This window comes from Nostoc piscinale CENA21, from assembly GCF_001298445.1.
GTDB lineage: Bacteria > Cyanobacteriota > Cyanobacteriia > Cyanobacteriales > Nostocaceae > Nostoc_B > Nostoc_B piscinale_A.
Genome location: NZ_CP012036.1, coordinates 6,431,029 through 6,456,828, shown reverse-complemented (window position 1 = coordinate 6,456,828; position 25,800 = coordinate 6,431,029). Strand labels below are relative to the sequence as shown.

Annotated in this window: 27 protein-coding genes and 3 pseudogenes; 15 read left to right on the top strand and 15 right to left on the bottom strand. The window is 40.2% G+C overall.

What is annotated here, in order from left to right; translation table 11 throughout:
* Positions 1-217 precede the first annotated feature (217 nt).
* The 4 genes from ACX27_RS27795 (at position 218) to ACX27_RS27780 (ending at position 3,282) form a co-directional block, all read left to right on the top strand.
* Positions 218-967 carry a hypothetical protein gene (locus tag ACX27_RS27795; RefSeq protein WP_062297301.1) on the top strand — a complete coding sequence of 250 codons (750 nt, stop codon included), beginning with the start codon at positions 218-220 and terminating at the stop codon, positions 965-967.
* A gap of 74 nt (positions 968-1,041) precedes the next feature.
* Positions 1,042-1,839, top strand: a complete 798-nt coding sequence (locus tag ACX27_RS27790; protein WP_062297300.1) for a Nif3-like dinuclear metal center hexameric protein — start codon at positions 1,042-1,044, stop codon at positions 1,837-1,839.
* 339 nt (positions 1,840-2,178) lie between these two features.
* A complete protein-coding gene (locus tag ACX27_RS27785) occupies positions 2,179-2,394 on the top strand; it encodes a hypothetical protein (protein WP_062297299.1) in 216 nt (71 codons plus the stop codon).
* A 576-nt stretch (positions 2,395-2,970) separates the two neighbouring features.
* On the top strand, positions 2,971-3,282 hold the full coding sequence (locus ACX27_RS27780) for a DUF6679 family protein (protein ID WP_062297298.1): 312 nt from the start codon (positions 2,971-2,973) through the stop codon (positions 3,280-3,282).
* 50 nt (positions 3,283-3,332) lie between these two features.
* On the opposite strand, the pseudogene ACX27_RS27775 reads toward ACX27_RS27780, so the two are convergent.
* Positions 3,333-5,002, bottom strand: a pseudogene (locus ACX27_RS27775) (MBL fold metallo-hydrolase).
* Between the two features lie 786 nt (positions 5,003-5,788).
* Between ACX27_RS27775 and ACX27_RS27770 the strand changes: the two are divergent.
* From ACX27_RS27770 to ACX27_RS27755, 4 genes are all read left to right on the top strand, one after another.
* Positions 5,789-6,379: a ParA family protein gene (locus ACX27_RS27770; protein WP_062297297.1), complete on the top strand. Its 591-nt coding sequence runs from the start codon at positions 5,789-5,791 to the stop codon at positions 6,377-6,379.
* A gap of 5 nt (positions 6,380-6,384) precedes the next feature.
* Positions 6,385-6,648, top strand: coding sequence for a CopG family transcriptional regulator (locus ACX27_RS27765; RefSeq protein WP_062297295.1), 264 nt, complete (start codon positions 6,385-6,387; stop codon positions 6,646-6,648).
* Positions 6,649-6,856: 208 nt separating this feature from the next.
* Entirely contained in the window at positions 6,857-7,252 is a 396-nt protein-coding gene (locus tag ACX27_RS27760) for a hypothetical protein (RefSeq protein WP_062297293.1), read from the top strand.
* Positions 7,252-7,581 (top strand): glycine zipper domain-containing protein, encoded by a 330-nt coding sequence (locus tag ACX27_RS27755; protein WP_062297291.1) that lies wholly within the window; start codon positions 7,252-7,254, stop codon positions 7,579-7,581. The genes ACX27_RS27760 and ACX27_RS27755 overlap by 1 nt, the downstream gene beginning before the upstream one ends.
* 22 nt (positions 7,582-7,603) lie before the next feature.
* On the opposite strand, the gene ACX27_RS27750 is transcribed toward ACX27_RS27755, so the two are convergent.
* Both ACX27_RS27750 and ACX27_RS27745 read right to left on the bottom strand, forming a co-directional pair.
* A complete protein-coding gene (locus tag ACX27_RS27750) occupies positions 7,604-8,164 on the bottom strand; it encodes an SMI1/KNR4 family protein (protein WP_062297289.1) in 561 nt (186 codons plus the stop codon).
* 33 nt (positions 8,165-8,197) lie between these two features.
* Positions 8,198-8,770 carry a TMEM175 family protein gene (locus ACX27_RS27745; RefSeq protein WP_062297287.1) on the bottom strand — a complete coding sequence of 191 codons (573 nt, stop codon included), beginning with the start codon at positions 8,768-8,770 and terminating at the stop codon, positions 8,198-8,200.
* A 242-nt stretch (positions 8,771-9,012) separates the two neighbouring features.
* Between ACX27_RS27745 and ACX27_RS27740 the strand changes: the two genes are divergently transcribed.
* Positions 9,013-9,414, top strand: a complete 402-nt coding sequence (locus ACX27_RS27740) for a hypothetical protein (RefSeq protein WP_062297285.1) — start codon at positions 9,013-9,015, stop codon at positions 9,412-9,414.
* On the top strand, positions 9,407-11,488 hold the full coding sequence (locus tag ACX27_RS27735; RefSeq protein ID WP_062297283.1) for a caspase, EACC1-associated type: 2,082 nt from the start codon (positions 9,407-9,409) through the stop codon (positions 11,486-11,488). Before ACX27_RS27740 ends, ACX27_RS27735 begins: the two co-directional genes overlap by 8 nt.
* A 303-nt stretch (positions 11,489-11,791) precedes the next feature.
* Here the strand turns inward: ACX27_RS27735 and ACX27_RS27730 are convergent, their stop codons facing one another.
* A complete protein-coding gene (locus ACX27_RS27730) occupies positions 11,792-12,046 on the bottom strand; it encodes a type II toxin-antitoxin system ParD family antitoxin (RefSeq protein WP_062297281.1) in 255 nt (84 codons plus the stop codon).
* A gap of 263 nt (positions 12,047-12,309) precedes the next feature.
* Between ACX27_RS27730 and ACX27_RS27725 the strand changes: the two genes are divergently transcribed.
* On the top strand, positions 12,310-12,492 hold the full coding sequence (locus tag ACX27_RS27725) for a hypothetical protein (protein ID WP_062297279.1): 183 nt from the start codon (positions 12,310-12,312) through the stop codon (positions 12,490-12,492).
* Here the strand turns inward: ACX27_RS27725 and ACX27_RS27720 are convergent.
* The 3 genes from ACX27_RS27720 to ACX27_RS27710 form a co-directional block, all read right to left on the bottom strand.
* On the bottom strand, positions 12,454-13,032 hold the full coding sequence (locus ACX27_RS27720) for a Uma2 family endonuclease (RefSeq protein WP_062297277.1): 579 nt from the start codon (positions 13,030-13,032) through the stop codon (positions 12,454-12,456). The two genes, ACX27_RS27725 and ACX27_RS27720, sit on opposite strands and share 39 nt — an antisense overlap.
* A 222-nt stretch (positions 13,033-13,254) precedes the next feature.
* Positions 13,255-13,488, bottom strand: a complete 234-nt coding sequence (locus tag ACX27_RS27715) for a hypothetical protein (protein ID WP_062297275.1) — start codon at positions 13,486-13,488, stop codon at positions 13,255-13,257.
* Between the two features lie 194 nt (positions 13,489-13,682).
* Entirely contained in the window at positions 13,683-14,321 is a 639-nt protein-coding gene (locus ACX27_RS27710; protein WP_062297273.1) for a Uma2 family endonuclease, read from the bottom strand.
* A 54-nt stretch (positions 14,322-14,375) separates the two neighbouring features.
* Between ACX27_RS27710 and ACX27_RS27705 the strand changes: the two genes are divergently transcribed.
* On the top strand, positions 14,376-14,954 hold the full coding sequence (locus ACX27_RS27705) for a Uma2 family endonuclease (RefSeq protein ID WP_062297271.1): 579 nt from the start codon (positions 14,376-14,378) through the stop codon (positions 14,952-14,954).
* A 4-nt stretch (positions 14,955-14,958) separates the two neighbouring features.
* On the opposite strand, the gene ACX27_RS27700 is transcribed toward ACX27_RS27705, so the two are convergent.
* Both ACX27_RS27700 and ACX27_RS27695 read right to left on the bottom strand, forming a co-directional pair.
* Complete coding sequence (locus tag ACX27_RS27700; protein WP_083468858.1) at positions 14,959-18,357, bottom strand: PAS domain-containing sensor histidine kinase; 3,399 nt, start codon at positions 18,355-18,357, stop codon at positions 14,959-14,961.
* 148 nt (positions 18,358-18,505) lie between these two features.
* Positions 18,506-19,984: an integrase gene (locus ACX27_RS27695; RefSeq protein ID WP_062297269.1), complete on the bottom strand. Its 1,479-nt coding sequence runs from the start codon at positions 19,982-19,984 to the stop codon at positions 18,506-18,508.
* 121 nt (positions 19,985-20,105) lie between these two features.
* On the opposite strand from ACX27_RS27695, the gene ACX27_RS27690 reads away from it, so the two are divergent.
* Positions 20,106-20,756 carry a sporulation/spore germination protein gene (locus ACX27_RS27690; protein WP_062297267.1) on the top strand — a complete coding sequence of 217 codons (651 nt, stop codon included), beginning with the start codon at positions 20,106-20,108 and terminating at the stop codon, positions 20,754-20,756.
* Positions 20,757-20,832: 76 nt separating this feature from the next.
* Here the strand turns inward: ACX27_RS27690 and ACX27_RS27685 are convergent.
* Positions 20,833-21,475, bottom strand: a pseudogene (locus ACX27_RS27685) (type I restriction endonuclease).
* A gap of 305 nt (positions 21,476-21,780) precedes the next feature.
* Between ACX27_RS27685 and ACX27_RS27680 the strand changes: the two are divergent.
* Together ACX27_RS27680 and ACX27_RS27675 are read left to right on the top strand one after the other, a co-directional pair.
* Entirely contained in the window at positions 21,781-22,197 is a 417-nt protein-coding gene (locus ACX27_RS27680) for a XisH family protein (RefSeq protein ID WP_062297265.1), read from the top strand.
* Positions 22,185-22,520 carry a XisI protein gene (locus tag ACX27_RS27675; RefSeq protein WP_062297262.1) on the top strand — a complete coding sequence of 112 codons (336 nt, stop codon included), beginning with the start codon at positions 22,185-22,187 and terminating at the stop codon, positions 22,518-22,520. The genes ACX27_RS27680 and ACX27_RS27675 overlap by 13 nt, the downstream gene beginning before the upstream one ends.
* Before the next feature lie 42 nt (positions 22,521-22,562).
* Here the strand turns inward: ACX27_RS27675 and ACX27_RS27670 are convergent, their stop codons facing one another.
* The 5 genes and pseudogenes from ACX27_RS27670 to ACX27_RS27655 form a co-directional block, all read right to left on the bottom strand.
* Complete coding sequence (locus tag ACX27_RS27670; RefSeq protein ID WP_062297261.1) at positions 22,563-22,919, bottom strand: four helix bundle protein; 357 nt, start codon at positions 22,917-22,919, stop codon at positions 22,563-22,565.
* A 130-nt stretch (positions 22,920-23,049) separates the two neighbouring features.
* Positions 23,050-24,841, bottom strand: a pseudogene (locus ACX27_RS27665) (SUMF1/EgtB/PvdO family nonheme iron enzyme).
* Entirely contained in the window at positions 24,842-25,219 is a 378-nt protein-coding gene (locus ACX27_RS27660) for a Pepco domain-containing protein (protein WP_062297259.1), read from the bottom strand.
* 14 nt (positions 25,220-25,233) lie between these two features.
* Positions 25,234-25,413: a hypothetical protein gene (locus ACX27_RS32060; RefSeq protein ID WP_144427552.1), complete on the bottom strand. Its 180-nt coding sequence runs from the start codon at positions 25,411-25,413 to the stop codon at positions 25,234-25,236.
* 3 nt (positions 25,414-25,416) lie between these two features.
* The gene (locus tag ACX27_RS27655) at positions 25,417-25,731 is read right to left on the bottom strand and encodes a HigA family addiction module antitoxin (protein ID WP_062297253.1); all 315 of its coding nucleotides are present in this window, start codon (positions 25,729-25,731) and stop codon (positions 25,417-25,419) included.
* Positions 25,732-25,800 lie beyond the last annotated feature (69 nt).

Genomic DNA, 25,800 nt, shown 5'->3' with positions numbered 1-25,800 from the left:
ATAAATTAATCTTATTTGAGTTATAAACTACTCCTGAATGTAGGGATTAGATGTGTTTTTTGAAAAAACGTTTTTAAAAGAGGTCGCTAAAAAAGCGGCTTTTTTTGTATTAATACAAATATTAACGTTTGTTTATATTTGATTAATAATTTTAGGTATTTTGATACAGAAAATCATAAAATTAAATATATCACTTGCTGAGGCTAGTTAAATCTGTATGAAGCAAGACTTACCTTTTACTTATAACTTTCAAATTATTGATGAATTTCTGGTGCAAAATTCGGTTAATCCTTTATCACTCAGTCCTCAAAAACAAGTCATTACCAGATTTGCGGAATTAGAAAGTTTAATTGAGGAAGAAACTACAGATATTAGACTGATATCGAATTTGCAAAATACATTGGAATGTATTCTAGAAGCTCAATTAGAAAACTTTCCCGACAATATTTTTTGGGATTGCGATTTTATGGTAAGTAGTATTTTACGACAAGCTCTAGCAGTGGCAGATGAGGCTATTGGTTTTTTAAAGATGTTTACTGAGAAAATGGTTGCTCTCAGCAGGTTATTTGGTATTCATCAAGAAATCCGCTTTTGTTATGTTCACGATTTTATGTATGGTTTTGAATGGGCAAGATGGGTACAGAAAGACCCACAAAATCGCGCCCATATAGAACCTTTTAGCTTGTTTTTTTTAGATTATTTGCTGGCTAAAGGTCAAGAACTAATTCATCGAATTAATCACGAGCAACCGACATATTATCAGCTGTGCGCTACTGGGTTTCGGAATCCTTTTCCGTTTTCCCGCGAACCAGAAGATGAATATCGATTGTTAACTTATCTTGCTAATGAAGGACTTATCCCCGTTACAGCTTGGAATTGGCATAGTCAACCTGTCTGGAATCAGCCTTTTCAGGAAATACGCCAACAGTTAGCATTACAGTTGAATATTCAGCCGCAAAGGCGATGAAGAAGGCAGAAGGCAGAAGGTAGGAGGTAAAATATTTTCTGTTTTTTAAATTCAAAATATCTATTTACAGAATTATGAAAATTGTTGATTTAATTAGTTGGTTTGAAGAATGGGCGAATCCGGCTTGGTGTGAAAGCTGGGATAATTGTGGTTGGCAAGTTGAGCCTGGGGTTTTGCAAGAGTCGGCGCGGGTGTTGGTGTGTTTAACTCCGACTTTGGCGGTGATGGAGGAAGCGATCGCACATCATGCTAACGTGATTTTTGCCCATCATCCGTTAATTTTCACTCCTCCCAAATCTTTTCGGCGTGGTGAGGCAATATCCGAAATGGTACGGTTAGCCTTCATTCACAATATTGGTATATATACTGCCCATACTAATTTCGACCAAGTACCAGACGGTACAGCTGATGTCTTGGCTCAAATTTTAGAACTTCAAGAAGTCTCGCCTATAGTACCGGCTGTCTCTGGTTTTGGTTACGGAAGGGTTGGTGAACTGGAAAAATCACTCACACTCCAAGAGTTACTCGCAATTATTCAACAGCGCCTTTCTCCTCCCGATTTGATTTTTTCACCCACGGCTGATTTACAACAACAAATTTCACGGGTGGCTGTTTTGGGTGGTTCCGGCGCGAGTTTCATTTCGGCGGTTGTAAAAACTGGGGCGCAAGTTTATTTAACTTCTGACTGCAAATTTCATCAATTTCAAGAAAGCCGCGATCGCAATTTAATCTTAGTTGATGCAGGCCATTACGCTACAGAACGCCCAGCTTGCGATCGCTTGTCACAAAAATTTATATCTTTAAACCTTGACTGGGTGCAGTTAAGTCAACAAGATGAGGATTTCCGTGAGTTTTTTAATAGCAGGGTATGAGGATGTATCTACAACCCTTACACCCCAAAACTTTTCACCCTTATACCCAGTCTTCACAGACAATCTTTGTACGTAAGTTTTTTAAGTAAAAACTTGGTATTTTTTCAACTACGTAATAATAGTTAATTTATTCTCAAAGCCCAAAACAATGATTATGTTCCTTGCGGTTTGTACTGATAATCTATATATCGGCAATTACTGTGATCACAGGAAAATGTGATTTAAATCACATTTTTTGTGTAACTAAAATCACAATAATCTACGGTGTGATATCAATCAATCTGAAAGCAAAATATTCCACACTAGATATATTAAGTTGCTGATGATGCCCTAATTACAATGATTCGCGCACTCGTGGAATCTGCTTTTCAAACTGGATATCTTAGTGTTGAATCGGAAGGTCTGCTCCATCAAGTCCTAGCGACTAAATGCTATCAGTCTGAAGACTTGGTAGCGTTAGCAGACCTATATGATGCAGTTCAGGCAGGTAAAATCAAGCGAGAAGGTTCTTCAGCGCGACTGATAGAATTTCTTACCCAGTACAAATCCAACTAAAACTAGGGGTTTGAGGAATGATGTAGGTGAGCAAAACCCGTACACCCCTTTACCCTGACACCCTAACACCCAGTTTCATAGTATGGAATTTCCCAGGTAACAACCTAAAAATTTAAAACTCATTAAGATGTTGTTGTTGAAAACCATGAAGGCAAGCAAAATAATGAGTTAAGATCAAATACACAGGGGTAAAAGTACAGCAGATTCCCCAGACTTCCCAGTGATGCCCATGACTACAAGTAGGCAACTTAAACAACCGCAATCACCGCTTGTTTTGGAGTATTTATTATTACATAATGATAGGAAAGACTCACCAGCAGCTATTAAACTGGTTAGCACAAATCCCGGATTGTGTGACTTCTCTGAAGTAGACATTCTCTCTTACAACCCTGAAGGAGATTGTGTTTAACGGGTGCAGTAGCTACTGGTTTATGACCTAAAATTTACCTAAATGGTCATTAAACGCACTACATTCTTAACCGTGAAACTCAATTTTTCTAGGGATGTAAATCCTTGGGGTAACACCCAACTTTTTTCAGGTTTAACGTACGTTGTTTAAAAAGGCAGAAGCAGTACATGCTACACCGCAAGATTTATCAACTGTGTTGCGATGGGCGGGAGGTATGTGTTTTCTTGCGGGACCAGCAACGCTGGATCGAACGCGCCCGCATCATCGACATCGAGGGAGATTTGGTGACGCTACGCTATGAAACGGATGAGGAAGACGAAGTTTGTTCATGGGAAGAAATGGTTCGCCTCGAAAGTATTGGCGCTGTCACTCAAAAGTTAGCTTCCGTACCTAGGGGTAATGTCGAACCTCTCTTAACTGAAGATTGTCCTGACGCTGAACGCATCCGTAATCGTTTTACCGACTCCAACCCTGATTAACCAAAAGCACAGTCCTAAGTCCTGGGTGAGTGAGATCAATTTCTCTTTGCTCAGGACTCGGTTGTTAATGAGCGTTCAAAAGCTGGACAATAACCTTCAAGGGTAACTTTAAAGTTGTATAAGGGCGAAACAGGGTTCCAACAACGCTGTCCCCTTTGATGTCGGCAAGTTCCACAGCAGTCAACATCTGATAAAGTATAGCGATCGCCACTTTGATTTAGTAATTCTCTTTGGGATAATCCGCGTAAGACAATTTCTTCTCCTTGCCAACGCGCTTCAATTAAACCCGTATCTGCAAACTCTCGCCAGCGCGGATCTTCGGTAATCGTTTCGGGTAAAGTAATGGTGATGACTGTGGCTAATTCTGTCAGTTCGCCTTCGTAGTTCGTCTCAGGTGCAGCTGGTTGAACAAATGTGTCCCCAATTGGTAGTTCTACTGAGGTGTTAGCTGCTGGTGAGTGGACGTGATAGCGGTTTTGCAATTCCTCTAAGCTAGTGAGATCCGCTAAATAAGCAGCCGAACCGTGAACGAATAAGACATGCTGGGGGCGCAAATTATGAATTAGTTGAGTTGTACCAGGCCATCACTGTGTTGAGCCAGCAAGTAACTTTCTACAGTGGTAGAAGCTAAATTTTGCTTGTTAATTTTTTACATCAATTTTTTCTGGTACCAGAATCAGCCAAGGGCCTGTGTTGGGTTGACAATATTCGCTTAAATCAGCATTGGAATCCGTCAGCACAATACAGGGTAACTTTCCCACAACAGCACGCTGTTCTGGTTGCAAGCGCCGGACTCTGGGACGTACCCGTTCATCCCAAAACAAGGTTGATGACGGGCAAAGTTCTGCACAGAGGGGGGAAGATAAGGTAAGAGTTCTAAATAAGCATCGCAGCCTTTCGCCACAGTACCATCTACCCAAATATCTAAATCTCGTCCGGTGAAGTGATGATGACTCCGCAGCAGCATTAATAGTTCTTGTCCTAAACCTAATGCGGGTGTGGGGAGAAGTACAGCATGAGAGTCGGCGATGGCGCGATTAATTCTTTCCGCTAGTTGGTTTTCTTGGTTGCGGCGGTGGGGATGACGTGATGTCCCATAAGTACCTTCGATGATTAACACATTCACATCTAACCCCCGCAGTTCTTCTAAGCGCAAACCTTCTACTAAGCGGGAGTTGGAGAGGAAAAAGTCACCTGTGTAGAGTACTTTGTAAGAGCGATGTTCGGTTGTGTAGGTGAGTAAAATTGCTACAGCCCCTGGTAAGTGTCCGGCGGGAAATAACTCTACTACTAAACCTTCTTGCAATTCTATGGGCGATCGCAACGGCAGAGCATGACACAATTGGGGAATATCTTTAAGGTTTTGTTCGGGCCAATTTAATGGCAATAATTTGGTAGTGACTTCACTGGCAAAAATAGGTAAAAGCGGGAAAGCTTTATGTAATGCCAACACACCTCTAGCATGATCTGGGTGAGCATGACTGATCAATACCACATCTGCGGGTAAGGGAGAACTACCTCGACGTGCCGACTTGGTTAACCCCTTTTGCAGTGAAGCAATATTACCCATTCCACAATCTAGCAGAATGCGATGCGGCCCCATTTTGACCAGTAAACATACACCCTCATCATTATGCTGGACACTGTAAGGAAAACAGTTTAATTCAACATTTGTTTCCTCAGTATCAAAGCGAGAGGATGCCGACAGATTATCCCTCATGCTTTCCCCCCTCCAACCTAATCACCTTTGACGCATCGCAAAAGCTTGAGTTTTGGAGATTTTGCTTTTGTGACATAGGGCTAAGTTTTGGACTGCGCCCATATACCCTGAAATTAAGGATTTTTGATTGGAGAGAACACCTTTGACAAACCTAGATTGGTTTGCAAAAGTTAGGCATGATGTACCTTGAAAAAGTGCTGAGTGCTGAGTAAAAAGACTACTCATCAGTTCCTAGTTGCTTTTTCATTTATGACTGCTAGTTAATGTGCAGAGCCATTGCCATGATAGTTCTCTGAATCATAAAATCCATTTTTTGTACCAAAAAACAGGCACGCAACACTAAACACTACTGTTAATCCAGCCAGGATTAGTTTGACTTCCATTGTCTACTACCCTCTACTAAAGACTTTCCTATCTTAATAGAATGACTCTACAGACAAGCAGAATCACTAGAAAATCTTTACTATGCTGGGGTTGATGGTGCAGTAAGTAGATTTACTTTTATGAGACAAATTTTAAAACGTTTCGGTACACCTGTCCATCTATTAACCTCGGCAGATTTGATCACAGTAAAAGTATTTTTGTACTATTTTAGCGTAGATTAATTACTGGTAGCTATAAATACTTTTATACCTCATTTTACTTATATAATTTTGTAGTCTAATAATTTGTGTACTTTTAATTTGCCTGTAAATATATTTTTTGCTAAACATCTAAATGTTTAGACATTTTGCTATTCAGATGTTTAAATGTTTGAATTGTGTAAAATCTTGGCAGGTAAATAAAATGATCATCACCGTAGCCGCCTTTAAAGGAGGGGTAGGTAAATCAACGACAGCGTTGCATTTAGCTACATACTTGCAAAACAAAGCTGACACACTGTTAGTAGATGGAGATTTAAACCGTAGTGCTTTAGATTGGTCTAACCGGGGTTGTTTACCGTTTAAAGTTGCAGATGAAGCGCAAGCGGTAAGTTTGGCTAAACTCTATGAGCATATAGTAATCGATACTCCTGCCAAACCGGATGCAGATGAGTTAAAAACCCTGGCGAAAGGTTGTGATTTATTAGTTATACCAACTACTCCAGATGCGATCGCACTAGCCGCAACATTACAAATGGTAGAGTCATTGCAAAAACTCAAAACCAACTATCGAATTTTGCTCACCTTGATTCCACCATTACCTAATAAAGCAGGCGAAGAAGCAAGAACAACCTTATTGAGTGCAGGTTTACCTGTATTTCAATCAGGTATTCGGCGACTCGCTGTATTTCAACGTGCAGCTTTAGAAGGAGTTCCTGTTAATGCAGTGAAAGATTCTTACGCTCAAATTGCTTGGCGGTGTTACGCTGAAGCCGGAAAAGAAATATTGAAATAATTAAAATGAATAACAAGAAAAAGACTAGCCGATTTGATGATTTAATTGATGCTGCCCGTAGTCGTCAACTCAGAGATAAATTGCCAAATGTTGACGAGAAACCAACATCTCCCACTAAAAGCACTGACCCAGATTATACCCGTACAACTATTTATTTGCCTAAACAATTACACCGCCAACTCAAAGCCGCCGCAGTCTCTCAAGAACGGCAAATGAGTGATATTGTGACCGAATTGATTGAACAATGGCTATTAACTCAATCTGATTAGCTGGATTGAGCAAATGACGAAAAATCAAGGCTTTGGGAGGGTATGAGGTGTAGGGGTGTATGTATCCACAACCCTTACAGCCCATACCTTTCGGCTGACGCTGACGGCGAAGTCCTTTCACACGCCAGTTTGTGAAATATGCAGTATAATCTATAGCTTGATGATGATTTATCTATAAGTATATATTCTTAATCAGACTAAATTTTTTATGGGAATGATTTTATTATTGATTTTAATCATTTGGGCTGTTGTAATTTTTGTAGGTTTATCATCGGTTTTAATCTCATTTATTAGTTGTCGTAATGTACCTGGATACCAAAATATTGCAATTATCGGTGCAGTTTTTATCCCCGCAATTCTTCTATATTTAACCTTTTTGCATATCTCAATCAATAAACCTACTCCTGGCCCAATAATGTATGAGATTCAAATGCTGGGAATTATTGTTTGGTCTAAAACTTTTTTAATTTGCTTTTTGGGTGGTTTTGTAACTGCGGCAATTGCTGTATTTAAATCTAATGCTATACGTCGTTATTCAGCACTGAGTTGGGGTTTTCTGATTTCATCTCTTGCGGCTTCTGCATTTGTGTTTATCAAATTTTGATGTACACTCTTATAATTTTAAATAGTTCTGAAAAATGGTTTTGTAAATCGATGTTTGGAATTGGTTCTGTAATTGGTTCTGTTGCTGGTTCTTTTAGCGGTGCAATTGTTGGTTCTGCAATTGGTTCTGTTGTTGGCGTTCTGAGTGGTTCACCAACAGTTGCATTACTAATGCCTTTGAGTGCTTGTCTGGTTGGTTCAGTTATCGGTTCACTGACTGGTTCACTAGTAGGAGCATACTTTGATGAATTCTGGTCTGAAGAGTTATCACGTTACTATGGTTATTCAAAAAATCGGCATCCGATGAAATCTGCGGCTCCTATTGATTAAAACAGTAAGTGCAGTGCAACAGTTAACTACCACCGTGTAGGAGTAGCCATTCTAAGAATGACTTAGCCATCGGATAGCAACCACCAAATTCAACGCCGTTCAGCCAAGGGTGACTATCATGTCCGTCGATGACGACTCCGTAATAGCTGTGGTTTTGGTCGCAACACAGAAGATACTCGTGTTTATCTGACCAGCTACCAATACTCAACCAAAAGCCAGAATCCATTGGTGGTTCGTCTTCTTCTGCCTCACTCACAAATAACCGAAAGTTACTCTCGGTGGCTATAGTAACTATCTGTGCTTCAAATAGCTCCCATTCTAAGCTAAACGGCCATTTCCAGCCGCCGCCGATAATTTGCATAAAGACTGCATAATCTTTGGGGACTGAAAAACGCGCTGCAACAGATTCGTATCCATAATAATTAGCGAAGATTGTCTGTATTGACTCTACACACATCAACCACGATGCTTGTAATGCAGTAGGGTCAATGTCTTCAATTGTCCGAACTAATGGCCCGGATCTGGTACAAAAGTGTTTGGTTACTTGCAACCAAGCTGCTTGTAATTGTGATTCTAGGTTCACGTATCACTCTCCAACAATCAAAATATTTGATTTTCACTGTCTCAAAGCCTTTTCAATTCTGCGGTCAGGAATGAGCCAGGTAATGGCAACCAGAACATATAATGCACAGCCTAACCACGATTTTACAAAGGAGAGTGGAATTGCAACCGCATAAATCAACAATGAGACTTTGCCTTTCCAATCTCGACCGACGGCGGTTGCAAGTGTTGAATCTTGACCGTGATGAGAAATTAAGGCGTGGGTGAGAATAAAATAAGCGATCGCAGCCATGAAAAGAACTACACCATAAAGGGCAACTGGCAAGTTTGTAAAGTTTTCTCCCATCCAAGCAGTAGCAAAGGGTATTAAAGATAACCAGAATAACAAATGCAAGTTAGCCCATAATGTCCGACCGTTGACTTGCCTAACTGCCTGTAGTAAGTGATGGTGATTGTTCCAATAGATACCAACGTTGACAAAACTTAAGAGGTAGCTAAGAAATATTGGAATTAGTGGACGGAGTGCGCCCATTTCAGCCCCATGAGGCACTTTTAATTCCAGCACCATAATAGTGATGATGATTGCCATTACACCATCACTAAATGCTTCTAGTCGCCCTTTTCCCATCGGTTTATTAGGTTTCGCTATGCTTCTGTAAATTACCTTGTTGGTAAGCTGACAGCAAGTATTTGACTAAAAAGTTTAAAGTTTCAGAAGTTGAATTTTTTTGTGTCTCTCGCAGAGGCGCATACTTCGGCTGCGCTCAGTAACCGGAGGCGTAGAGTGGAATGACCGCAATTTTACTCAAATTGCCCAAATAACCGATACAATCGTTTAAATAGATTCTAAATTATATTTAAGCGATCGCTATGGTAACTACATCTAATGTGCAGGTGACTGTTTCCCTGACGGAGTTGGGTTTGGATGATGAAGAGTTGCAAGCCCAAGTACAGAATTTGCTTCCCCAGTTGCGCGAGGTGGATGGGGTAGAGGATGCAGATTTAGTTGCGGTTACGGATGTACCAGAGGGTTCTAAGGCTTTGGGGGGTTTTTTGTTGGGGTTTTTGAATGCAGAGGTTAACCCCAAAAACTTGAAAGCTTTGTTTGGGTTTCTGGGCGATCGCTTTGGCAACAAACCAATTAAAATCATGGTGAAAGCGCCTGATGGTAGAGAACTCAACATCGAAGCCAGCAGCCGCGAAGAATTTAACTTTGCTTACCAAAAAGCCCAGGACTTTCTCAACAACTCGTCAAACAGCAACAATGGCTAAGGTAGCACTGTTAATTGGAATTAGTGAATATCATGAACCAACACTAGCACCGCTACCCAAGGCTGTGGAAGATGTGGAGGCGATGCGGCGTGTGTTAGAGAACCCGGAAATGGGTGGTTTTGATGATGTCACGGTGCTGAAAAATCCCAAGCGTCAGGAATTGGAAAGGGAAATTTATAACTTGTATGCTAATCGTCAAAAAGATGATTTAGTACTTTTGTATTTTTCTGGTCATGGGGTGACGGTTGAAAACGGTGATTTTTACTTCTCGACTTGCGAAACTCAAAAAAATCAAAATAAACTGCTTCCATTTACAGCCGTAGCTGCCACAAGTGTACACCGATGGATGAATGAGAGTAAATCTAAGCGCAGGGTAGTAATTTTAGATTGCTGCTTTAGTGGTGCTTTTGCCAAAGGTTTGACAGCTAAAGATAGTGGTACGATTGACTTGCAACAGCAATTAGGCGGTGAAGGAACAGCAATTCTCACTGCTTCCACTTCTACACAATATGCCTTTGCATCTGATGAATTAGACTTGTCGATTTACACTCAATATTTAGTAGAAGGCATAGAAAAAGGTGCAGCCGATAAAGATGGCGATGGTTTAATTGCGGTGGATGAGTTGCATGACTACGCCAAAACCAAAGTCCAAGAAGCATCTCCCTTGATGACACCGGAGTTTTATCCTTTTAAGGATGGTTATCGGATTTTTCTGGCGAAGTCACCCAAGGATGATCCTAAGTTGAAGTATCGCAAGGAAGTGGAACGCCGCATAAATCAGGGCAAGTTTACCATCCCTGCTCGTCGGCTGTTAAAATCATTACGTCTCCAGTTACAGCTTGATGCTGATGTGGCTGATGCAATTGAAGCGGAAGTTAAAAAACCATATCTGGAATATCAGCGCAAATTAGAAGAATATGAAGCAACGCTAGTTGAAACAGTTGAAAGTGAACCAACCCTGAGTGAAAGAACACTCAACGATTTAAGGGATTATCAGCAACATTTAGGTTTGCGGGATGAAGATGTCGCACCGATAGAACAAAAGATAATTGGACAAGTAAAACCGCCTGTGTCTGCGGAAGAATTATCTGATGTGGCGTATTCTTCAGACCTAACCCCCAGCCCCTTCCCTACGAAGGAAGGGGAGCAAGATTCAAAGCCTCTCTCCGCTTCGGGGAGAGGTTTGGAGAGGGGTTCTGCGATATATGAACCCACTCCACCCAATCAGTTTGAGTTTGAAATAGTGAAGGTGGACGCTCAAGGACAAATCATCAACCGTAGCCCTGGACGCGCCGAGTTTTTTACTGAAGACTTGGGTAATGGCGTAGTTTTAGAAATGGTGTCCATTCCTGGTGGTAAATTCCTCATGGGTTCGCCAGAGAGTGAGGAAGGACGATATGACTCTGAAAGTCCTCAGCATAATGTCACTGTTCCACCCTTTTTTATGGGTAAATTTCCCGTCACTCAAAGGCAATGGCAAGCCGTTGCTGCTCTTGATAAGGTAAATATTGATTTAAACCCTGACCCATCACGTTTTAAAGGCGCTAACCGCCCTGTGGAGCGTGTTTCTTGGGATGATGCGGTTGAGTTTTGCGTTCGATTATTGAAAAAGACTGGTAAGATATATCGCTTACCGAGTGAAGCAGAGTGGGAATATGCTTGTCGGGCGGGAACAACTACGCCGTTTTATTTTGGTGAAACGATTACGACAGATTTAGCAAATTACAGGGGAAATTCTACCTACGGTTCTGCTCCCAATGGTGAATATCGAGAACAAACAACAGAAGTGGGGAAATTTCCAGCTAACTCCTTTGGTTTATTCGATATGTGTGGTAATTTATGGGAATGGTGTCAGGATGAGTGGCACGAAAATTATAATAATGCGCCCACTGATGGCAGTGCATGGCTAAGTGAAGGGTCAAGCAATATAAGATGTCTGCGGGGCGGTTCCTGGCTCGTCAATCCTGACTACTGCCGTTCTGCGTCTCGTCTCTTCAATAATAGGGCGGGGCGCGACTTCATCGACATTAATTTTGGTTTTCGTGTTGTCTGCGGTGTTGGGAGGACTTTTTAGCCCTTTGCATTCTTCCCCTCTTGCACTTTACACTATTTCTTTTTCCCTTCCGTTTCGCGCTCTGCGCGATCAAATTTTTTTGAGATTTTCTGGATGAGTAACCTAATAATACAGAAAACCGCCGACTTAATCAAGAGTACGATCGCAATCTCCTGTAGGTTGGGTTACACTTCGTTTCACCCAACAAATCATCTTAAAAATCCACATTTCTCAACTACAACAATTGAAATTTACACAGTTGGGTTACGGCGCAATCTCGATTTACTGTGTTGCTATCAATATCTTTGTGCGCCTCCACCCAACCTACATCTTTAGGCTTAATTTCTCTTCTAGTCGCGCCATTACCACTTGACTATCTAACATATCTCCATGTTCGATAGAAGCAAGTCCAGCAGCTAGTTTTTGCTGAGTTTCTTCTTCCCATTCCTGATAACCCTTTTCCCATTCTTCTAGTAGTGTCAAGGCTTTAATAATCACATCTTCAGCGTTTTCATATCTACCTGTAGCAATTCGGTTTTGAATAAATTGCTCATATTCTGCTTTAAGTTGAATATTCATAGTTTTTAGCAGTTCGGTTAACGTTTTAGTATTTTTAGATCCCCCTAACCCCCCTTAAAAAGGGGGGCTAAAAACTCTCTTTTACCCCCTTTTTAAGGGGGTCGCCGCAGGCGGGGGGATCTTGTTTAGGTATTATTTAGCCACATTCTAGCCAAGTTACCATTTTAGAATGTGTCGATAATATACTAGATGTGGAATCGCTCTCATAATTTTACTTTCACTGATGCAGGAGAGATAAGCTGATGAATTATTCTGAATAGAGAGTGAAGGTTTTAGAAGAAGTTCAGCAAATTCCAGATGCTGAATTAGCGCAACTGTATGAGCTAATTCATGACTTCCGACTTAATTCAGAAACCAAAACTAACAATGCTGCTGCAATCATGAAGTTTGCAGGTTGTTGGAACGATTTACCAACCTTGCAAAATTTGAGCCGCCGTCAATTTTAAATCAGGAAATACTGGTGATGCGATCGCATTATCCCCCACATACACTTGCTCTTCATAAAAACCCTCTACCCATTCCAATACTGTGACTTTTTGGGCAATAGGATCAACAATCCAATATTCATTAATCCCCCGCGCCCCATATTCAGAACGCTTGTAGCGATAATCACGACTGCTTTGGTTAGGGCTGACTACTTCAACTACTAATAATGGTGGTGGCATTTCTGGCATAATTGTAGAGCGTTTCGCGCCCTCCATTGCCGTTGCCAACTCTTCGGAAAATACTATCAAGTCAGGAACACGCACCCGCGAACCTGTGGTGACAATTTCCGTTTTCATGGATAGCCGATAAGCCGGAATACCGAGTTGCACAAAGCAGACAAGCAGAAACATTGCTATTCGGCGATTAATTTCACTCTCGGCTGTCATCAGCAGCAAGTTTCCATCTTCAAACTCATATATTGCATCTGTGCCATCGTCATAGTTAAAGAACTCCTCAATTGTCATCTTTGCAGATGCAGCTTTATCTAATGCGATCGCCATATCATTTTACTTATCATCAGCTTGAATCTATTATGGCAATTTCCGTTTCAGAGCGATCGCCGGAATGATTGCAGATTTACACATATCTAGTCGCGACTATAAAAACAAAGTCCGCACTTCGACAAGCTCAGTGACCACCTGCGCGGACTAAAAAAAAATCAAGGATTGAGAATCCGCGTAGGCGGGTTTTGTCTGTGTAGCCGCGACTTCAGTCGCTTGCTACTAAATCATGATTTGCCGGACTAAAATACTCATCACTTCACCTGAGTTATCGGTTGGTAGCAGTGGACTCCAATCTCCGACACTGGCGTAACCAATTACTTGCAAATGGTGAATTGTACTTGTCACAGCCTTAGCAGAACCCCTCAAAATATGCTTGATTGGTTCTCGCTGGGGAACTGGCTGTTGGGTGGCTTGGTGGCTGGGTAACTGCCCTAACTTTGATAATTGTGCCATTATGGTATTTGTACTCCATTACGGGGTTTACATAAAGGCGATCGCCCTCCGGCCAAAGATGTGTGCGATCGCCTTTATTATTCTTATAGTAAAGTATAAATTTATACCTGTCAACCACAAATACAAAAATTCTTGTTAAGAATTATCCAGATTTTAGAGATTATAGATAGTAGGAAATAATCAGGCGATCGTCATTATAATTGTTCTCTTATCCAAGCCCGAAAAGCTTTCATTGCTGCATTTCTACCTTCAGCTTTACTCCGTTGTAAATATTCTGGTATTACTTGAGCGATCGGTAAATTAGGAAAAGCTAAACTGTTATTAGTTGTTACATATTTACCATTAATCAAGATATTAATTTCTAATTTATTGCCTCTCCATCGCCACAATTCCGGCACTCCTAAGACTTCATAATTATTAAACCGAGTCCGCGATGTAATATCAATTTCAATAGCTAGATCTGGAGGTGGATCAATTGTTAAATCAATTCTGTCCTTACCTCTAACAGCCGCTTCATTTTGAATGTAGAAGCAATCATCAGGTTCTACCCCAGCATCCATTTTTTCTTCGTCAAAAGTTGTAGAACCCAAACTCCAAAATTCAATGTCGAGTTCTTCTAGAAGAATTTCTACTAAATTACCGATAATTTTTTTGCCTACTTCATGTTCTGGTAACGGAGCCATGATTTCCAACACCCCTTGACTGTAAGATATGCGAGAACTGCGATTTTCGCCTAATTCTGCCAAAATATGTTTATAGGTTGACCAAGATATATTTTTAATTAACAACTGATGACCAGCAGGTACAATTAGTTGGTTGAGTTCTAGTAACATCACTTTCCTCGCTGTTTAAATTAACCTAACCAGTACCAACTCTAGGATATAACAATGACAGCCATTACATTCAACCTCAACGCTATTGTTAAACTCACTGACGAACAGTTCTATCAACTGTGTCGAGAAAACCCCGATGTTAAATTTGAGCGCAATCATAAAGGAGAGTTAACTGTTATGCCACCTACAGGCGGAGAAACAGGAAAAAGTAATTTTGAAATTGCTGTAGAATTTGGTATATGGAATCGTCAAACAAAATTAGGTGTATGTTTTGATTCTTCCACCTGTTTCAAGCTTCCTAATGGCGCAAATCGTTCTCCTGATGTTGCTTGGATAAAACAAGACAGATGGGATGCACTAACACCCAAGGAAAAGGCAAAATTTCCCCCCATAGCGCCAGATTTTGTTTTAGAGTTGATGTCCCCTAGCGACGACTTGACAGAAACTCAAGCCAAAATGCGAGAGTATATGGATAATCAAGTGCAACTTGGTTGGTTAATTAATCCTCCAGCCAAGCAAGTTGAAATTTATCGTCAAGGTAAACCAGTAGAAATTTTGGATGCGCCTAAACAATTATCTGGGGAAGATATATTACCAGGATTTATTTTAGATTTAGCAATAATTTGGAATTAATTGATTATTTACGACTTTGGGGTTGAGTAATAGGAATTTCAATGACAAATTCTGCACCTTGTTTCGGTACTGAGTTGCAATATAATTTGCCACCATGTCTATCTACCACAATTTGGTAACTAATTGATAAACCTAATCCTGTGCCTTTACCCACATCTTTAGTTGTGAAGAAAGGGTCAAAAAGTTTAGCAAGTACAGGTTGAGTAATTCCCAGACCATTATCTGATATACGGATAGCTATTCTATTACTATTTACTACTTCAGTACGAATCAAAATTTGTCCTTGTTCACCAACAAAAGCTTCATCTAAGGCATCAATAGCATTACTCAAAATGTTCATAAATACCTGATTGAGTTGACCAGGATAACACTCAATTAGAGGTAATTTACTATATTCTTTAGTGACGATAATTTCGGGATGATTTGGTTTACATTTGAGACGGTTATGCAGAATCATTAAGGTACTTTCTATACCTTCGTGAATATTTACTTGTTTAAATTCCGCTTCATCTAGACGGGAGAAATTACGCAGTGACAAGACAATTTCACGGATGCGTTGAGTACCCACTTGCATTGACTGAAGCAGTTTAACTAAGTCTGTTTTGAGAAATTCCAAATCAATGTGTGAGATTTCTGCTTGAATTTCTGCTGGCGGCTCAGGAAAATGTTGTTGATAAAGTTCTACTAAACGTAATAAATCTTGGGTATATTCGCTGGCTGGAATTAGATTAGCGTGAATAAAGTTGACTGGATTATTAATTTCATGGGCTACACCTGCAACCATATTACCCAAAGAAGACATTTTTTCGCTTTGAATAAGTTGAGATTGAGTGCGTTGGAGTTCTAATAAAGTATTTTTTAAATTTTGGGCTTGTTGTTGTAATTGAAGAACTGCTTGTTTGCGTTCTGTAATATCAGTTGATACGCCTAAAACTTGCTTAACTTTGCCATCAGCATTCCGAGTAAATGGAGTTTCTCGTGTGTAAAGCCAAGACCATTCACCATTGTGTCTTTTTATCCGAAATTCAACTTCAAAAATATCTCCATCATGAGCAGTGGCTATTTTTTGATGATTTTGGATGACTATCGCTAAGTCATCGGGATGAACAATAGTAGGAATTACTTTATCTCCCATTTGTTGAATCATTTCGATAGAGTAACCAAGCATAGTAGCAATTTCTTTATTTGCATATACATTGCGTTGTTCTTCTAAATCAAAAATGTAGAGAACATTAGGCGAGGAATTAGCAATGCGTTGAATAAAGTGTTGGCTAGCTTGTAGTTCTGCTTCTGCTTGTTTGCGGGCTGTAATATTCAAAGTTGAACCAACAATCCGATAAATTCTCCCTTCACTATTTTTCACAGGATTCAGAGTAGTCAGCCACCAAGTTTCCTCACCTTCAAAAGTCAAACATTCTTCATAATCAATACTATCACCAATATCTACACAGCTTTGATAGCGTTGAGTAACTGCTCTACCTTCAACTTCTCCATGTAAATCTTTGGGTGTCTTACCAACAATTTTGTCATGATTAATCCCCACCATTTTTTCTGCTGCTGAGTTGCAACCAGCAAACCGAAATTCACCATTTTCTAAAACATTGACGACAAATATTAATTGAGGAAATCCGTCGTAAATGGTGCGTAAAAATTGTTCTTGTTCTTGTAATTGAGCCTCTGCTTGTTTGCGATCGCGGCTATCTCGTGTAATAGTTGATAGATACAAAGGTTCACCAGTCTCAGGGTCTTTCATCAAAAAAAGATTATAATCAACGGGTATTATTTCTTTGGTTTGAAAGTGTTGAAACCGATATTCTCCTTGCCAAACACCATCTCGCATCACCGCCGGAATAATCTGCTGATAGAGATATTCTTTATCTTCTGGAGCAAAGCAGGTATCAAGGCTAAAATCTTCACTAAATCCTTGACTAGCTAATCCCAATAGCTTGCGTCCAGCTTCATTTAAAAATATAGGTTTGCCGTTTAAATCTGCACAACCAATGAAATCGCTGCTATTTTCAATTAAAGAAACAAACAATTGACGTTCTTTCTCAGCTTGCTTACGTTCTGTAATGTCGGTGATAGTAATAACTAGTTGAGTAATTTGCGAGTCACTATCAAAAAGCGGCGTAACATTGAAGAACCACCAAATTTCTTGTTCATTTACGACAAAAGATTCTTCAAAAAATATCGTCTTGCGAGATTGCACACATTCTCTATAGCGTTGACGATAATAATCTGCTACCTCAGCAGGTAGCCCTTCTGTCATTGTTTTTCCGACTAAAGGTTCCAACGGTATCAAGCTAAAGTTAATAATAGCAGGATTCCATTTCACGAAACGAAACTCTGTACCGTTATCTAAAACGTCTAAAACGCAGATACCATAATCTACGCCTTCCCAGATACTTTGTAAAAACTGGGCTTGCTCTTTTAATTGTTGTTCAGTTTGCTGTGCTTCGGTAATATCAGCCAAGTAACCATACCAAATAATTGCTCCGTCTGCTTGCAATTCTGGCCGAGATGAACCGCGAACCCATTTCTGTTGACTAGAGACATTACCAGTTCGCCATTTATAGTTAAACTTTTGCAGAGTTTGGGCAGAGTACATAATTGCAGCTTGCAATCCAGGAAGATCATCAGGATGAACATCAGCAAATCCTAAAAGCGCATCTTCTTGGACTTTTTCGGGTTCTAGTCCCAAAACTTCATGGCATCCCGAAGACACAAATGGGAAAGACATACTACCATCAGTATCAAGCCGAAATACATACAACATCCCTGGTACACTATCAGCCAGCTTTTGGAATCTAGCTTCACTCTGGCGTAAAGCGGCTGTACGTTCATCGACTTGTGCTTCTAATTCTTCATTTAATTGTTTAAGAGCGGCTTCTGCTTGTTTGCGTTCCGTAATATCCAAAATGACACCACAGAAAATAATTTCCCCTTCTTCATTGCGTGTAGGTGTTGAGTCGCCTTGAAACCAGCGAATTTCGCCATTGGGTTTCACCAAACGCCCTTCGTAGTGCCAAGTAATAGATTTTTCTATGGCTGTTGTTGCTGAACCTATATAACTAGCAAAATCTTCTGGATGTATGCAAACATGAAATTTACTAATATCCTCCATCACCTCGGCGGCTGTGACACCTGCAAGCTGCCAAATAAAATCGCTCACATAGTCTACTTTCCAAACATCATTACGGTTGGTAAATTGAAAAATTGCCCCAAATATATTATCTGTAATACTTTTTAAACGCCTTTCGCTATTTTCTAGGGCGATTTCTGGATGTAAGTTGCTGGATGAATTGGTTTGCTGATACTGGACAACTAGCTGACGCAACTCCTTGAGTTCTTTTTGCAAGGAGTCGTAAGTATTTTTATCTACAGTTATCAGATTACCAGCCATAGTGTTTTTACTTGCCTGTTAGGGAACTGAATTGAACTTAATTTATATGTTTCCCAATCTCAGGCGAACAAGAACAAGATCCCGACTTGCTGAAGAAGTCGGGGATCTAAGTCTTGCAAATTTTACAAATCAAAGATGAAAGTCCATTTTATATTTCTTGATTTAATAATTCACCCAATTGATGCTTAATCAATAAACCTTTGAGAGTGGCATTTTCTGCTTTCAAGGCTGTATTTTCTGCCTCTAGCTCCTTAATTCTTTCTTGTAAAACTTCTTTAGTTGTACCTTGTCGATGAATTACAACTTCTTTATAAATAGCTAAATTTGCATCCTCATTCATCCAGCGTTGATAAGTTTTTGTATGCTCTTGGACTGTATGCCCCATGTAATCAGCCATTGTTTTGATTGGCACTCTTAAACGATGACCACGAATTGCATAAGCATGGCGCAAATCGTAAGGTTTAAATCCTACCTCAGCATTTCTAAATCTAACTTGCAGTTTTGCAGTTTTATTATTCAGAGTACCTGTATGACAAGGTAATTTAATATTTTTCAAATCAAACAATTCTACCCAATGAGGATGTAGCGGCGGAATACCACAACTGCGTTCACCAGTTTTTGTTCCGTCTGTCAGGCTAGGATTTAAAGCTACTAAATGAAAAGTGTTAGCTGTATCCATAAAAGCATTTATATCAACAGCAAATAGTTCATGGGGTCTTAAACCATAAGTAGCTAACATACCATAAGCCCATTGCCATTGCTCTGGTTCTGTGAGGTTCTCTTTACTGGCGTATACTGATAATGGACTACCAATTTTGATAAATCCCTGAATAATCTCTTCATCAGTAGGAACTTTTCGCAGTGTAGGATGGGGTTTGGGGGTGGCGTAACTATAAATTGTGGCAAAGTTGGTAATTCCACAAAATTCACAAAACTTTTTCAATTGCCAAACTAAGAAAAAGCGGGATGAGGTGTTAGGTTTAGTCTTTTCTAATGCTGCTTCTAATGCTTGAGCAGACATGGGAATATCTGGGGGTAATTTTTTGAGATGACGCAGATAATGAGTTTCCCAAGTGCGGATTCCTTGGCGATTTTTTTCGTGATTCTTCCAAAATTGGCGCTCGTATTCTTGAATTAATTCACTGATGAGTTTGGTAGATTGTTCTGTGGCTGTGGGTTCAATTTTTTGGGCTTGTTTACCGAGTAATTCAGCAGTCCATTGAAATTGTTTGGTGATTAATAATAAGTCTAGTTCTCGCGCTTTTAACACTGCCATTTTCAGCCCGGTGTCATTGGCAGCAAATCCACAAGAAATTGTATATTGTTTGTTAGGACTACCTTGTTTACCAATGTCACCCGGACGACAAGGAAATGTGCCTTGTAAGCCGATGGTTTTATGACTGGTTAACTTGAGTTTGACTTTAACTTTTTCTAAACTTAATGCCGAGTTAGCTTGCTGAATTGCATATTTAATTCTTAAATATTCTCGTTCGATTTTGGCAAATTCATCTGATGCAGGGTGTTTGGCTTTCCACTGCTTCCATTTAGATGGTTCCCATTGGTCAATTGTAATACCATCCCATTCAGCTTTACGGGGGTCGTAGGTGCTGGTAGAGTTACTGGGCATGATGATCTAATTTGAAGATAAGTAATCAGAGTATAAGAATTAAGGCAATACTATTGGCAAATTTATACGGAATTGATACCAATGACACTGAAGTTAAAGAAGAAAGTATGGCAGTACAACTATGAGTCAAAGATATTTAATCCCATTAATTGTTGTGGCGATCGCCGCCAGTCTGGGCAGTTGTAGTTCTAATCCTACACCAACAGCCAGCAAAATTGACGAACAAGCCCCAACAACCGCCCCTACCACAAATCCAAACCCAAATCCTAGCCAAAGCCCTACTATGGCTCAACTGCGAGCCAAAAATACCAACATTGAGCCAGTGGAAGCAACACCAAAAACTGAGTCAAGTAATACTGTCAAAGTTACCCCCAGCAATACAAAAATTGAACCATTGGAAGCAGCACCAAAAACCGAGACAAGTAACACTGTCAAGGTTACTCTCTACACCAGCGATACCCAATGTCAAGAATTAATTCCCCAAAAGGTGGAAGTATCAGCTACAGAACCTGTATCTAGCGCCGTTGGTAAAATTGTCCAAGAACGAGACACCGCCGATTTTAGTTTGTCTGGTTATCGGGTGAATGTGCGAAATGGTGTAGCTACCGTTGATTTGCGTTTATCTCCGCAGTCGAAGCGCCAAATAGCTTCCCTTTCTAGCTGCGAACAGTTTGCTTTATTTGGAAGTGTCCGCAAAACTTTGATGAGTAATTCTCAATGGAAAATTAAAGACGTGCGCTTTACAGAGAAGGGCGAAGACATTGTGCTTTAGTTATTTTTGATTCTGCTTTACTTTTATGGGTGGAGGCGCACAAGATAAAAATTGCGCCTCCACCCAACACTAATTACTAATTTTCAGAAATTACTTGACCAATACGCTTGAGAATTTGCCAGACATAATACAATTCCCTGGCAGATGTAAATAAAGCAAACACCCGTGATAAATCGTATTGTGGTGTACCTGCTTTTCGCTGGACTTTGATAAATAAAACATCGTCTCCATTTGTCACCATACCAAATACAGGTTTATTCGGGTGAGGATTAGCCATTAAATAAGCTAATGCTTGTGGTACAGCCGACCAAATTGAAAGGGTGGTTTTTTTGGATTCTACTACTAGCACCCACAACTGATTTTGTAATACTAAAACATCAATCCTTCCACGCAGTACTTCTTCTGTATCATCCAAAATCAAATCCACTGATGATTCTGCTTTAATTCTGAAAGGAGGGTCATAAAATCCAGATAGCGCCAGCAACGGAGATACCACCAGCAACATAACTGTTCCCTCTAATAAATCACCCTCACCACGATGATAAAGATATCTGCGTCGCAGCACATCCAAGGAAGCTTTCTCGGTGTCAGTAATTTGTGGTAATTTATTAGACCACTCTGGAAAAAAATTGCTCTGACTCAATGCGAACCAATCCAAAGCGGGTTTCTGCTTCTGTTAGACTGGTAATCGCTTCTGTGATGGCTGTTACTTGGTTCATCTTTGCTTCACCAGCAAATCAAGTTTGTGTGTTGAGTTTCATTTTCAATATCGCACATTCTCAAATTAGCAACACGATAAATCTAGACTGCGCCGTAACCCAATACCAATTGCAGGGTTAATTTTTGTAGTTGAGAAGTTTTGCGGTTTTTGGCGTATCATTTGTTGGGTTACGCTGTCGCTAGAGAAGAGGCGATCGTACTATGATATTGATGATTACGGTGAAGAATGGGAAAACAACGTTTGGAATTGATTGATTACCTTACCTACACATTAAAATATTAAGTAAATCAGAAAAAGTCAACTATGGCTGCTAAAGATAAATTTCATGCTGTGGTTAGAGTTGCTTTAGAAAAGCAGCAGTGGACGATAACCGATGATCCTCTGCGACTAGAAGTTGGCGGAACTAAATTTGAAATAGATTTAGGTGCAGAACAACTGTTAGCAGCAGAGCGCGGTGAAGAAAAAATTGCTGTAGAGATTAAAACATTTTTGAGTGATTCACCACTAACAGATTACCACGCTGCGTTAGGACAGTTTTTGAATTATCGGCTTGCCTTAGAAATCGGTGATCCGACTCGCATTCTTTATTTAGCAGTACCTATAGGTGTGTATGAAGTCTTTTTTAAGCGGGAATTTGCCCAAATATCTGTAGAGAGATATCAAATTAAACAAATTATTTATGACCCAATTCAAGAGGTAATTTTACAATGGATACCCTAGAGTCTTATCGCCATATTATTCAGTCGTTGCTGACGGCTTATGCTGCTATTCCTATAGCAAATGGTCAGATTGATTGCTACACGGTTTTTGATACAAAACAAGACCATTATATGGTTATGAATGTGGGTTGGGATGGTCATCGACGAGTTTATGGTTGTGTTTTACATTTGGATATTAAGCAGGGAAAAATTTCAATTGAGCAGAATATGACGGAAATGAGAGTTGCTCAAGAACTCGTAGAGCGAGGGGTTCCTAAAGATGATATTGTTTTAGGATTTCAAGCTCCTGAAATGAGAGAATATACAGGATATGGAGTTTTTTAACAGTTATCAGTTATCAGTTACCAGTTATCAGTTTTTTACTGTTTACTGTTTACTGTTAAGTCTTGTTTTTTTGAGGATGGAAAATAGCATTTTTCCTATTTCGTCTGCGTCTGTGTAGATACTGTTAAAGGCTTTTTCTTCTATATATTCTGTGTCTTTCAACAGAGAAAGCCAATATTTAGTTTCCAGACATTCTTTATATGCAATGGATATTTTGGCGGAAAAATCTGCTGCTGAAATTCCTCCATTGGCTTCAGCAATGTTAGCACCTATTGATGTACCACTTCTGATTAGTTGCTTCGATAAAATAAATTCTTTTTTGTCTTGAGTCAGATATTTATATGCTTTGACTATTCGGATAGCAAATTTATATGCTTTTTCATATACCAAGCTGTTCATGTCAGTTAACAGTAGACAGTTATCAGTTTATTAATAAACAACCTTAAAAGCTTCCGAGTTTATCCTTAGCTCTACCTCACAACCTCTAACTCATACTTTGATAACTGTTCACTGATAACTGATAACTGTTTTACGCCACCGCCACCACACGAAAACCCACATTGCTACCCGGAATCTCGCGCGAACTCCTGGCACGGCTGGCAGACCGACAGACATAACCATTTATGTGCCACGCACCTCCACGCAGCATTTTTTATGTTGCTATCATTACCAGTTAACCACGCACTTCCATTTATCGGTGCGCCTTGGTAGGTATCGTTATATACATCCTGACACCATTCATATAAGTTACCACACATATCGTATAAACCAAAAGCGTTTGGTGGAAATATTCCGACATCTGTTGTTTGCTGTCGATATTCTCCTTTGGGTGCAGCGCCGTAGGGATAGTCACCGTTGTAGTTAACTAAATCTGTGGTGATAGTTTCCCCAAAATAAAACGGCGTAGTTGTTCCCGCACGACAAGCATATTCCCATTCCGCCTCACTGGGTAGCCCATAAGTATGTCCTGTCTTTTGACTTAGCTTTTTACAAAACTCTACAGCATCATCCCAACTTACTTGTTCTACAGGTCGTTTTTCACCTATGAAATAAGAAGGATTTTTCTCCATGATTGCTTGATACTGTGCTTGGGTAATTGGATATTTCCCCATGAAGAACCCAGGAACTTTTACCTCATACTGTGGTTGTTCATCTGAAAATCCTTCACCTTTTGGCGAACCCATCATAAAGGTTCCCCCTGGTATCTGCACCATTTCCAAGGTGACACCATTCCCCAAGTCTTCAGCGAAATATTTTGCTTCGCAGTTGCGGCGGTTGGTGATGTTACCTCTTGCGTCTACCGTCACCGTTTCAAATTGAAAGGTTTTTAAGAAATTGCTTTCAACTGTAGATGCGCCTTTAGTAGACTGTTCAGCAGTAGAACTCGGTTGTGGTGAAGGCTGTTGTGGACGTTCCCAGCGTAAACGCTCAATTCTTTTAATTGCTTCAATTGGATCTCTATCATTTCCCGAAGCAGCAGCTAAAACGCGAATCCATAATTGTTCTGCTAAATCTAAATTTCTGTTTACTTCTGCTTGGTAAGCATCTATTTTCAACGTCGCAATATCAGGCAAAGTTGCATATCGCGGTACAAGTATGAGGTGCGATTTATTTACAGGTTCCGCAATTATATATGGTGTTTGCCTCCCACTTTTATGCTGACGCACAATTTCCGGCACACGAAAATTGAGATACTGATTTAACCTTTCAACGGTGGCGCATTTACCTTGAATACCTAACCCTTCTAATAACGCCGTAGTAAACGCACCTTGTTGCAGTGCTTCAATTTCATAAGAATATTCCTGGGGACTACAGGAAAATATACTAATCACACCTTGTTGACGTGCTTCCTCGGCTGTCTGTCTCCCTATACCTTCACCCGCACGAGTCCCCAAACTGCGACAAGCATCTAAAATCAACACAACATTATCAGCACCACAACGCCGCAACCGTTCGGTAACAAAGTTAATGGGTATCGCTGTTTCTTCAATATCGGTGGGGTTCCCATCCAAAGGCATGAGATAATCGCGTTCAGCATAGCGCATCCCATGTCCACTAAAAAAGAACCAGAAGTTATCACCCGCACCCATGAAGGGTTGGTTAAATAACTCTAAAAAGACGCGCCGCAAATTGGCGCGGGTGGGACGAGTTGATTTACCACCAATTTCAGGAGAGTCATCGGTGAAAAAAAATATCCTCTCAAACCCCGCCTCTGTGAGAAGAAACTGCTGAATTAATTCTGCATCCCGCTTGGCATAGTTTAGCGGTTGCAGATAATCATACTGGTTAATGCCAACTGCGATCGCCCAATTTTTCGCCATCTACTTTGGTTCTTGTCGCTTAAATGTCAGCTTTATCGCACCTTTCCCACTGGCTTTTGCACCGCTACCAATTAACTTAACTTCCCCTTCACCGCTAATTTCTACTGATAGTTCAATTTCCTCAAGCTGCATTTTAGAACTTGCTTGCTGTTCTGCACGACTAAACAACCTTCCTACCAATTGCAAAAACTGAGTCATGTTCTGTTCTAATTTTTGCGCGGAGACTGGAACCGCATCGCCTTTGGTGCTGGTAGGTTCTTTTACTTCGTCTCCCCAACCTCGTGGGTTGTTAATTCCGCCTTTTGTCCCGTCAGGAATGGTGATTGGCGCTACATCGTCGGTGACAATCAAAATGCTGTCTGGTGGTGTATCTGACATACTTTACTCGGTTTTTATTTAGCATTTTCGCATAATTCTTTTGTATCACGTAGAAACACGGAGAGATTTAATATTAGATTATCAGTGATGCGATCGCTCAAAATGCTCATACGGGTTTTGGGTATCAACCCTGATACCCTGTAGAGTAGCTGGTGATGATGAAGTGCGATCGCTATAATTTCTCGTAAGATCAATTATCAAGTTACCTGTTCTTTCCAGGTAAATTTCAGTATGCTGTTCAAATCTTCTGCTTCTTCTTGAAAGACTTGATAAAGTTCCCAGTTTTGTTGTAGGTTCAACCAAAACTCTGCACTATTTCCCAAAAATTTTGCTAACCGCAATGCTGTGCTTGGTGTTATTGGGCGTTTTCCAGTTACTATTTCATTTATGTGTTGAGGGGGAACGTGAATTGCTTGAGCTAGTTCGGTCGGTGATATTTTTAGTGGTTCTAAAAAGTCTTTGAGTAAAATTTCTCCAGGATGGTTGGGAGGACGATATTTAGGGATTCTCATGATTATGTACCTCAATCGTGATAATCTACTATTTCTACTTCACAAGCTCCTTCATTTGCCCACATAAAA